This window comes from Gilliamella sp. A7 (assembly GCF_002142015.1).
GTDB lineage: Bacteria > Pseudomonadota > Gammaproteobacteria > Enterobacterales > Orbaceae > Gilliamella > Gilliamella apis_A.
Window position 1 is genome coordinate 1 of the sequence record NZ_NASN01000066.1, and the last position, 11,423, is coordinate 11,423.

10 protein-coding genes are annotated in these 11,423 nt (G+C 33.7%); 8 read left to right on the forward strand and 2 right to left on the reverse strand.

Going from position 1 to position 11,423, the window contains the following annotated elements:
- Nucleotides 1-329: 329 nt before the first annotated feature.
- Together B6D18_RS11385 and B6D18_RS11390 are read left to right on the forward strand one after the other, a co-directional pair.
- Complete coding sequence (locus B6D18_RS11385; RefSeq protein ID WP_144063990.1) at nt 330-2,165, forward strand: hypothetical protein; 1,836 nt, start codon at nt 330-332, stop codon at nt 2,163-2,165.
- Between the two features lie 295 nt (nt 2,166-2,460).
- Nucleotides 2,461-3,120 carry a hypothetical protein gene (locus B6D18_RS11390; protein ID WP_086364554.1) on the forward strand — a complete coding sequence of 220 codons (660 nt, stop codon included), beginning with the start codon at nt 2,461-2,463 and terminating at the stop codon, nt 3,118-3,120.
- Between the two features lie 244 nt (nt 3,121-3,364).
- Here the strand turns inward: B6D18_RS11390 and B6D18_RS11395 are convergent, their stop codons facing one another.
- A complete protein-coding gene (locus tag B6D18_RS11395) occupies nt 3,365-3,688 on the reverse strand; it encodes a YnfA family protein (protein WP_086364555.1) in 324 nt (107 codons plus the stop codon).
- 316 nt (nt 3,689-4,004) lie between these two features.
- On the opposite strand from B6D18_RS11395, the gene B6D18_RS11400 reads away from it, so the two are divergent.
- The 6 genes from B6D18_RS11400 to B6D18_RS11425 all read left to right on the forward strand — a co-directional run bounded on the left by B6D18_RS11400 (nt 4,005) and on the right by B6D18_RS11425 (nt 11,207).
- A complete protein-coding gene (locus B6D18_RS11400) occupies nt 4,005-4,235 on the forward strand; it encodes a hypothetical protein (protein WP_086364556.1) in 231 nt (76 codons plus the stop codon).
- A gap of 503 nt (nt 4,236-4,738) precedes the next feature.
- On the forward strand, nt 4,739-5,368 hold the full coding sequence (locus B6D18_RS11405) for a hypothetical protein (protein WP_086364557.1): 630 nt from the start codon (nt 4,739-4,741) through the stop codon (nt 5,366-5,368).
- A gap of 239 nt (nt 5,369-5,607) precedes the next feature.
- The gene (locus B6D18_RS11410) at nt 5,608-6,453 is read left to right on the forward strand and encodes a Rossmann-like and DUF2520 domain-containing protein (RefSeq protein ID WP_086364558.1); all 846 of its coding nucleotides are present in this window, start codon (nt 5,608-5,610) and stop codon (nt 6,451-6,453) included.
- Entirely contained in the window at nt 6,450-7,292 is an 843-nt protein-coding gene (gene panB, locus B6D18_RS11415; protein WP_086364559.1) for a 3-methyl-2-oxobutanoate hydroxymethyltransferase, read from the forward strand. Before B6D18_RS11410 ends, panB begins: the two co-directional genes overlap by 4 nt.
- Nucleotides 7,293-7,310: 18 nt before the next feature.
- Nucleotides 7,311-8,156, forward strand: coding sequence for a pantoate--beta-alanine ligase (gene panC, locus B6D18_RS11420; protein WP_086364560.1), 846 nt, complete (start codon nt 7,311-7,313; stop codon nt 8,154-8,156).
- A 192-nt stretch (nt 8,157-8,348) separates the two neighbouring features.
- Nucleotides 8,349-11,207 carry a valine--tRNA ligase gene (locus B6D18_RS11425; protein ID WP_086364561.1) on the forward strand — a complete coding sequence of 953 codons (2,859 nt, stop codon included), beginning with the start codon at nt 8,349-8,351 and terminating at the stop codon, nt 11,205-11,207.
- Nucleotides 11,208-11,263: 56 nt separating this feature from the next.
- Here B6D18_RS11425 and B6D18_RS11430 read toward each other — a convergent pair whose 3' ends face one another.
- Nucleotides 11,264-11,413: an IS3 family transposase gene (locus B6D18_RS11430; protein WP_086364279.1), complete on the reverse strand. Its 150-nt coding sequence runs from the start codon at nt 11,411-11,413 to the stop codon at nt 11,264-11,266.
- Nucleotides 11,414-11,423 lie beyond the last annotated feature (10 nt).

An 11,423-nucleotide genomic window follows, 5' to 3' on the forward strand; every position in this document is an offset into this window, starting at 1 on the left:
TATTTAAGCCCTATATAACAAGATCTATCAATTAAGTTCTAGAACCATCAAACCACTCGTATTATTTATATAAAACCTAAGTAATAAACCGATCTAAACAAATTAAAACAATACTTAATTTCAAAGTACTTGAAAGCGTCTAATTTGTTATAAAGTTATCAATATTTTTACCGTCATACAAAAACGACAGTTTTTATCTGTTGTATATTTTTCTAATTACTTAACATTTATTATTACTATCTTTATACCTTAATAACTGAATTTTTTAACCATTTATAACTTCTGTCCGTGCTTTATTTTTTATAAAAACATAAGGTGGAGCCTTACAAATGTTAAAATACAGTCGGTTAATGACATATCTATACGCTACTAGAAAATTAGCGACTAATTTCGGGATTAAATCTGCAAGATATACCACAAGATTTCATATTCGATATTACTCATTATTTCATTTACTTAATCAATATTCCAAAAGGCCACTATTAACGCAAAGATTATATGATTTTAGTCGTTTAATCTTTATTGTTAATATTATTCTGGCGACTAATGCTTATGGTTTAAATGTAATTAATATAACGACATTCAACGCCATTCAGGGCCATGAACCCTATTTTACTATTGATAATGGTGTCAGCAAACTAGATAAGTTTGATGATTTTTTTTGGATCAATTTATCAGACGGTACCACTATCCAAGCTTCACAAGATACTTCTAGCTTCAATAACCCAATAGAATTACCATTAGACATGGAAACCTTTGCTAGTATCAAAACTTTTGTTCCTTTACCTAGCGCCGGTAATGCGAATTACCCAAAATTAGATATGATGGAGTTATTAAAACCACCTTATAGTTATTTTGGCGATGATGATGGTGACGGTTACGATACTACTGGACAATTTACCGCCACAGCAACAGGTAATCTCAGTTTAAAGTGGGAATCACCGTATCCTGGACAATCGACTTTTTATGACATTACGCCAATAGTTCAACAAAATATTAATGCATTAATGAATAACTGTAATGGCCCGTATAAACTAACCATTACTGCCACTGATACCACACTAATCACACCTTATGGTGATCCCCAACAAAACACTATTCCCTCTAGCAGCCATTCTTATTACATTAAACCGAATAAATTATTAGCAACGACTTGTTATGCTCAACCTAGTTTGGTTTATCATAATCAAATTCTTCCATCAGGAGGTTATGACGTATCAGGTGCATTATGGGATGAAGGTTATTTATCAAATGATGGAGGAGTAACACGCATACCAGGCCGAGGATATAAAGTTATAAATGCCTCGAATAGTGGTGATTATGATGGGGTAAATCAGGTGATGAAGAACAACTTTCCCAGCACTGGCTCTCATGGGTTTTATTTTTACTTAATATTTGGTGGCGTTGAACCACAAACTGTCTTAAATGCTAATGGTCCAACAGTAAATGCAGAAGAAGGGGGAAATGTGACCTTATCCCTTAGTGCTGGCTCGACTGAAAAATGGGAATATTTCGGTGGTTCCTTTGGAATAATCGAACCTGCTTTAAAAGTAACGCTAAACGGTCCTCGTTACAATTCAAATGATAAACTTTTTAGACCATCCACTTTTAAGATATATCTTGATAGGGCTAAAACTAAATTACTGTATGAATTTAGATTAATGCGATGGTACATTCCTCAACCAGTTGTCAATTATGCCAAGAGTACATCGTCTTTGTCTGAAGTTATTGCTGCTCAAAATAAGGCTAAGGAATATTGTAGTAATTTTGGTTTTGGTTATCGTTTGGCTGAAGTCAACGATTATGTTAATACATTGAGTCCAAAAAATGGATGGAATATTGGTATCCCCAATCGAAATGGTACATGGTATTCTCGTCAATTAAGTTATCGAGATAATGGACAATGGATAGGTGGAATTAATAGCGAATGGGGGTGCATGGTTAATGATTGGTATGCGACAACGCAATATTCACTTCAATGCTCAGGCTATCCGGGCAGTGATTGGGATTCTTATTATTACTTAACCGCTAGTCAAGCAAGAAATGCAACCGTATCAATCAATAATGGCAAACCAATCATTAATCATTTGAATTTTGGTATACCGCTTTTGTATGACTTTAATCAATATGGAGATATATACCGTATTGCTTGTGTTACACCTTAGTCTTAAATTAAAAAAAATTAAGCATATTCTATTTGTTAGTTTGCTATTTTTTTAATTGTAAATAGAACATTCATAGACGTGGAAAAATTGACAATTATTAAATTTATTTTTAAATGAATTTCAATTTCAATGACATTATAAATATGTAAGTTATACAAAGTGTTATGAAATGTAATAATTATTTAGTCTATCAAAGTTGTTTAGTAATGCTTAATTAGTCTATATACCGGACATTGAAATGGTTTTTTGATTTTGTTACTTTGTTGCGCTTTTAAACATGAATAGGAAATAACATATGAAGAAAGCATTAATAACACTCTCAATAGTTACGTTGTTAACTGGCTGTAAAGTCGAGCTAGCCCCAATTGTAAATCTAAGTGACATTAACAGTGAATCGGCTAAAACAGTACAATCAAAATTAATTGTTGAAGTTATGTCATGTAAAAGTTATGAAGATTCAAGACAAGAGTCTTCAGATGTAAAGGATGCTAAAGAAGCTATTGCTAAAGTGTTTAATAATGCTAAATATATTGAATGTTATACTGAAAAAATGGATTCAAAAGCGTTATTTGAAATTCCGATAACGGTTGGTGGTAAAAATCCAGTTGATGGTATTCAAATCACCAATACGGATATTGGTGGTGGAATGGTAATTAAAATGTCAGATAATTTAAAACAGAATTTTGAACGTCAAAAAAAAGCATCATTTATTGATATAAATCCATTAATAAAAATAACCATAAATAATGACATTAATAAAGATCAAGATATTGTTGTTCATGGTGTTTTGGCAAATAATAAAACTTACCTTCCTTATTCATGGTATAATTTAAAAGCTAATGAGAATCAAATATTTAATCTATCTGATGTTTCGGTATCTTCGTTGATTCAAAATGGGGAAACGCTGGTATATGAAGATTTTGATAAACGTGTTGAGATAACAAAACCAGAATAATAAATAGTCAAAAACCCTCATCAGAGGGTTTTATATTATCTTAACTGAATCAGTTTTGACGATCTTTTAGCTCAATTATTAAAATAACCATATGAAAAATATTTAATTATAATTATTTTTGCATGGTAATTAAAATAATTACTGTAACAGGTGAATATTAATAGTAGAAAATTTCCTTTATTTTTTAGCAAAAGCTTTTGATAAAACTTAAATAATCAGAGTTAGTTAACTATTTTTCATAAAATCATGAGCGCCAGCCGGAAATAATAACCACAGTTCCCAATAAAATAATACCCGCGCCAATTAAGTCAAAACTAGACAATTTAACATTATCAACCAATCTAAGCCAAATCATTGATACGATAATATAGATACCGCCATAGGTAGCATAAATACGGCCACTTGCTTCTGGATGTAATGATAGTAACCAAGCAAATAACATTAAACTTAGTATAGCTAATCCCAAAAAACAATGAGATGCTGTTTTTTTGAACCAAATATAGACACAATAGCAGCCAAAGATTTCAGCTAAAGCAGTTAAAAAGAAAAGACTAATAATTTTCAGCATAATGTAATCCTAAAATTACTAATAAGATTACCTTACCATATAGCGATAATATTTCCTAATTAATAAGAAATTTTTATTATTGTTATTAATTATTGATTAAAATCATAATCGGGCAGTTTTAGGCGGGAGACTTTTTTAAGGAGTATTTTGATTTAATTAGTAATAATAAGCATATCAATTATTATAATTTTGAAATAAAGAAACAAATACAAAATTATCTAAAAAGATGCTTGTTAATACAAAGTATGAATTTGTTAATTATTTAATGCTGTTTTTGATATAATAGATAATTAAATAATGTTATATAAGGAGGAAAATGATAAAAAAATTAATTGTTATATGTATATCGCTATTCTCACTCTTTGAGTGTAAAGAAGACCAAAAGGTTACCACAGATATGTTGGTTGACCAATGGGAATGTAAATTTATAGATTTTCTACAAAAATTCTATAAAGATGACAAATTGAATATATTAAAAAGTTTTTCCAATTTAGATGAGTCACAAAAAAGTAGAGGATTTACTTATAAAACAGAAGATGTGTATTAATAGAACATACTTATATTCCACAAATAGATTTTACTACTCGTAAAGAATATATCATATTGTAAAGATGTTTCTCATTGTGTCGATATTGGTACTTAAATTGGCGATTATGCTACTTCAGCAGGGGCTACTTATAGAACTTATGTTTCTAACAATGAATTTAATTGCGATTTGGCGGAAACATCGAGAAATCCATTTACACATAATTTAACTACAGAAATTCATTATAAGGGCGTTTGTAAAAGAGTTAAATAATTAAAAAAATAGCACTTGTTTATGGATTATTTTATAGTAAAAACTTCTTCAACAATCTAATATTAATCTCCTTACTATAAGGGATTATTATAAAAAATCATTAATAATCTGGTTATTAAATTTTTACAACGCATTGCGAAAAAAATAATATTTGAAAAACACTATTGGTTCGATAGTGAGCAATCAGCATCATTTTAGAATGTTGTTTTCAACATTTTAGGCAAATTTGTTATTAGACATGAGGAATAAGGATGAGTAAATTTATAAAATTATTATTAACCATGGTCATTAGTCTATTGATGATTTCGTGTGCACAAAGGGCTAATTTAGTCACAAATAAGGATTCATTAGCTACATACACACAGTATTCTGATATTGAACCCAAAGGTAAACAACCCAAAGCTAGAATTACGGTAATTCAAGTCGGTTCAAGAGATTTTAATACTTTAGGATTACAAGTTTATAATCAAGAAAAGCGAGATGAATCTGGCTATTTAACTTATTACCTATTTGGTAGTAAATTTTATGCTGATAAAGTTGCCGATATACCGGGAATAGTTGTTCCTGACGATTTAGTTAAACCAATTAATCAACTGAATATTCGACCCGGCAAAGCTTTCATTTTTACTACCTCGGTTGGTAAATATAAAAGAGTTGAGCCAGGCTGGTTTAAACGAGGTTATACTGAAAGAGTTACCTGTAAGTGGAATAATAAAAAATTAGTTTTTATACCAAAAGAAGGTAAAGATTATTTATTATCGATTGGGGCAATACCGACCCAAGAGGAGAAAAAATTCCTATGTATATTAAAGTTACAAGCATGGGATAAGATAACTAAGCAATACCAAAAAGTTCCATTTATTCTTTATCCAGGTAAATAATTATTTACATTATTCTAAACCGCTTATAAAGCGGTTTAGAATTGATTACCGAGATAAAAAACTGACAACAAATTAAATTCTTCTATTTAAAAAGTCCCACAGCAAATTCCCCCAAAAAAAATTAAGAAGAGGGGTTTTTAATCATAGTTAATCCTATATTGCTTGGTCTTCCCGGTTAAAAATTGAATCTACATCAAATTAGGCTATAATGCCGCATCGTTTAATTTTTGTTATTAAAGATGAATATTGGTTTTATTGGCGCAGGTAAAGTGGGTTGTACTTTGGCTAAATATTTTAGTCTTTGTGGTATAAAAGTTACTGGTTTTTATTGTCGTGATTATCAACAAACACAAGCAGCAAGTGAATTTACTGGCAGTGAAGCATATTTAACTTTATCTAGCTTAGTAGCGGATTGTGATTGTCTATTTTTGACTGTGCCGGATAGTCAAATTAGTTCTGTATGGCAAATGCTTAGTCGATTGCCGATTGAGAATAAATTAGTTGGTCATTGCAGTGGTTTGCTAACATCGCAGTTATTTACTATCGATCAGAATGTTCATCCTTTGGCATTTTCGCTACATCCTTTATCGGCAATTTATGATCGTTTTACCTGCTACAAGGACATGGCTAAGGTATCTTTCACTTTAGAAGCCAATAATTCACTAGCATTAGCTAAATTACATCCGATATTGTCTCCGTTAGTTAATGCTATAGCAGTATTATCGGCAGAACATAAAGCGCTTTATCATGCGGCTTGCGTTATGCTAAGTAATCATGTCATCGCCTTAGCTCAAGTTGGCAATGATATGTTAGCACAATGTGGTTTAGATCCTCACTTTTGCCAAAAAGCGTGGCATAATCTATTTTTAGCGAATGCCAAAAATATTTGTAATGTCGGTACTATAAATGCATTAACTGGTCCGGTTGAGCGCAATGATGCAAATACTATAAAACAACATTTACTCAACATACCTGCTGATATAAAACCTTTATACCAACAATTATCGACAGTATTACTTAATCTTAGTCGCCAAAAACATCCTAATAAGGACTATCATCAATTAGAACTGGAGCTGTTATCTTGAAAAATACAATTTTAACTTTACAACAACGCAAACAAAATCAACAAAAGATCACCATGTTAACTGCTTATGACTACACAACCGCAAAACTAATGGACGATAGCGGTGTAGATTGTTTATTAGTAGGTGATTCATTAGGAATGGTGATGCTAGGGTATGAAAGTACGGTTTCTGTCACCATGGAAGATATGATTCATCACTCTAAAGCAGTGGCAAGGGGCGCTAAAAACGCGTTAGTTGTGACGGATTTACCGTTTATGTCTTACCATGCTTCTGTCTATGATGCTGTACATAATGCTGGTCGCTTGATCCAAGAAGGCAATGCACAGGTTATTAAACTAGAAGGTGGACGAGCATTTTGTGAACATATTAAGATGATCGCTCAAGCATCGATTCCCGTTATTGCCCATATTGGTCTGATGCCACAATCAGTATTAGCATTAGGAGGTTACAAAGTACAAGGTAGAGATTACCAAGCAGCTAAAGATATTATTTTGGATGCATTAGCGGTTGAACAAGCTGGTGCTGCAGCTATTTTACTCGAATGTGTACCTGCTGATTTAGCTAAATTTATCACTGAACTTGTTAGTATACCAACGATCGGTATTGGTGCAGGTCATGGTTGTGATGGTCAAGTGTTGGTTTATCAAGATATGTTGTCAATGTATGATGGTGTATCATCTAAATTTGTTAAATCTTTTGCACCAATCGGTGATCAAATGAAGAAAGCATTTGCCGATTATTGCCAAGAGGTAAAACAGCAACAATACCCGGCATCAATACATGAGTTTGCTATTGACGGTGCGATTATGACTCAACTCAAATCTGAATTTTCTAAATAGCCAGAAAGGATAATAATTGTGAAAGTTGTAACAACTATTGATGAAGTTCGTCAGCAGGTTAATTTATGGCGTAGAAACGGTGCCACCATTGGTTTAGTGCCAACCATGGGGTATCTGCATGAAGGTCATCAGAGCTTAATGGCTGCGGCTAAACAAGATAATCAAAAAGTAATTGTCACCATTTTTGTCAATCCAATGCAGTTTGGCCCGAAAGAAGACTTAGCCAGTTATCCGCGAGACTTAGAACGTGACAAAAACGCCTGTCAACAAATGGGGGTTGATTTGATTTTTTGTCCATCAGCCAGTGAAATGTATGATGCCAATTTTAATAGCTATGTGAATGTTAATGGCCTAACTGATGCTCTTTGCGGCAAAAAGCGACCAGGCCATTTTAAAGGCGTTTGTACTGTGGTTACTAAGTTATTTAATATCACGCAACCTGATCGAGCCTATTTTGGTCAAAAAGATGCTCAACAACTAGCGGTTATTCAGCGTATGGTAAACGATCTTAATGTTGACATCGAAATTATCGGTTGCCCAATTGTGCGTGAAAGTGATGGATTAGCCAAAAGTTCTCGCAACAGCTATTTATCGCAACAAGAACGTTTAGCCGCTACCTGTTTGTATAAATCAATCGAATGTGCCCAGCAAATGATTCAAACTGGTGAAAAATCAGTACAAACCATCTTAACTGCGATGCAAAATATCATTAATACACAGCCGTTAGCTAAAATTGATTATATTGAATTTGTTGATTATGCAACATTAACCGCAGTTGATCATTTAAATCAAGATAGTTTATGTGCTTTGGCAGTTTATATTGGTAAAACCAGATTGATTGATAACTTTATCTATCATCATTAGTATTTACCATTCTAATCGTTTATAACGTTAAGACCACTTGTTAATAAGTGGTTTTTTTATACTAATTTCATTGTTATCTGATTTAAATTTGATTAAATCAAACACTTTATTCGTCTAGTAATTTATTGTTAAATCATTTTACGGTAGAATAACCACATTTTTATGCCTTGAATTAGGATTGATAGCTTTATTATGAAAAACACGACTTATAATCCACAAGAAATCGAACAACCTATTTATCAACATTGGGAGGAAAGTGGTTACTTTAAGCCTAATGGTGACAAATCTCAGCCAAGTTATTGTATTGCTATTCCACCACCAAATGTAACTGGTAGTTTGCATATGGGACATGCTTTCCAACAAACCATCATGGATGCGCTAATACGCTATCATCGTATGCAAGGCAATAATACTCTATGGCAATCCGGCAGTGATCATGCCGGCATTGCAACGCAAATGGTGGTAGAACGTAAAATTGCTGCTGAAGAAAACAAGACTCGCCATGATTATGGTCGTGAAGCTTTTATCGAAAAAATTTGGCAATGGAAAGCAGAATCAGGTGGTAGCATTACTAAACAGATGCGACGTTTAGGGGATTCGGTTGATTGGGATCGTGAACGCTTTACTATGGATGAAGGTCTTTCAAATGCGGTTAAAGAAGTTTTTGTAAGACTTTATCAAGAAGACCTAATTTATCGAGGTAAACGCTTAGTTAACTGGGATCCTAAATTACGTACAGCGATTTCTGATCTTGAAGTAGAGAATCGTGAAGTAAAAGGTTCAATGTGGCATTTACGTTATCCATTAGCAGATGGTGTTAAAACTGCAGAAGGCAAAGATTATCTAGTCGTCGCTACAACTCGCCCTGAAACATTATTTGGTGATACAGGTGTTGCCGTTAATCCAGAAGATCCTCGTTATAAAGATTTGATAGGTAAATTTGTAATATTACCATTTGTTAATCGCCGAATTCCGATTGTTGGCGATGAACATGCGGATATGACAAAAGGTACTGGCTGTGTAAAAATTACTCCTGCGCATGACTTTAATGACTATGAAGTAGGGCGTCGTCATCAATTACCAATGATCAACATCTTAACTTTTGATGGTGACATTCGTGCTCAAGCTGAAGTGTTTGATACTAATGGTGAGCCAAGTACTGCACACACAACCGATATTCCGGCACAATTCCAGAATTTAGAACGCTTTGCTGCGCGTAAATTAGTTGTTGCGCAGTGTGAAACTCAAGGTATTTTAGAAAAAATTGAACCGCATGACTTAACTATCCCTTATGGCGATCGTGGTGGTGTGGTAATTGAACCTATGTTAACCGATCAATGGTATGTAAGAGCTAAAGTATTAGCGGAACCAGCTATTGCAGCGGTAAAAAATGGTGATATCCAATTCGTGCCTAAACAATATGAAAATATGTATTTTTCATGGATGAATGATATTCAAGATTGGTGTATTTCACGACAGTTATGGTGGGGACACCGAATCCCAGCTTGGTATGATAATCAAGGCAATGTCTATGTTGGCCGTGATGAGGCTGAAGTTCGCCGTGAAAATAATCTTGCAGCAGATATCGAATTGTCTCAAGATGATGATGTTCTTGATACATGGTTTTCTTCAGCACTATGGACATTTTCAACTTTAGGATGGCCGGAAAAGACTGATGATTTAGCTACTTTCCATCCAACTAATGTGCTAGTGACAGGTTTTGATATTATCTTCTTCTGGGTTGCTCGAATGATTATGATGACCATGCATTTCATTAAAGATGAACATGGTAAACCACAAGTACCGTTTAAAACGGTATATGTGACCGGGCTAATTCGAGATGAAGAAGGGCAAAAAATGTCTAAATCTAAAGGTAATGTTATCGATCCTTTAGATATGATTGATGGTATTTCACTTGCTGATTTATTAGAAAAACGTACTGGTAATATGATGCAGCCACAATTAGCAGAAAAAATTGCTAAACGTACAGAAAAACAGTTCCCGAATGGTATTGAAGCGCATGGTACTGATGCCTTACGTTTTACTTTAGCCGCGCTTGCATCAACAGGTCGTGATATTAATTGGGATTTGAAACGTTTAGAGGGTTATCGTAACTTCTGTAATAAACTATGGAATGCCAGCCGTTATGTACTGATGAATACCCAAGATCATGATTGTGGCTTTAACGGTGGAGAGCTAGATTATTCATTAGCGGATAAATGGATCTTAGCGGAATTTAACCAAACCGTGAAAACCTATCGAGAAGCATTTGATACTTACCGTTTTGATTTAGCAGCTAATATCCTGTATGAATTCACATGGAATCAGTTCTGTGACTGGTATTTAGAGTTAACTAAATCAGTATTGGCAAATGGTGATCAGAATCAACAACGTGCAGCTCGTCATACCTTAGTAACGGTACTTGAAGCCTTATTACGTTTGGCACATCCAATCATTCCATTTATTACTGAAGCTATTTGGCAAAGTGTCAAACCATTAATGGCAATCAAAGCTGATACCATTATGTTACAACCAATGCCAGCATTTGATAGCAAATTAGTTGATGATAAAGCGGTTGCCGATATCAATTGGATTAAAGACGCTGTCATTGCGGTTCGTAATATCCGTGCTGAAATGAATATAGCACCAAGCAAACCATTACAGTTATTGATTAGAAAAGCATCACCAGCTGTACATCGTATAATTAGTGACAATGTCACGTTTATCGAGTCATTAGCAAGATTATCAGAAATTGTCTTGTTAGATGAAGGTGAAGTAGGGCCATTATCAGTCACTAAATTGGTTGATGGTGCCGAACTCCTCATTCCAATGGCTGGACTTATTAATAAAGAAGATGAGCTAGCTCGTCTTGAAAAAGAAATCGCTCGTATTGATGGTGAAATTGCGCGTATTGATAATAAATTATCTAATGCTAGCTTTGTAGATAAAGCTCCAGCAGCAGTCGTTGCGAAAGAGAAAGAAAAACAACAAGGCTATATTGCTGATAAAGCCAAATTGCAAGAGCAACATGCCGCCATAAAAAGTCTTTAACAACTTGAATAAAAAACCTCTCATATGAAGTGACCCCATAAAGTTGGACACTTTGATTAAGCGGCTTGTAAGGCCTGATTTCGATATTCAACCGGAGTCAGGCCTTTTAATTTGGCTTTAATCCGTTTGGTGTTGTAGTATTCTATATATTCTTCTATTTTTTCAATCAATTTATCTGCATCTTCAAAGCATTGTCCATGATACATTTCTGATTTT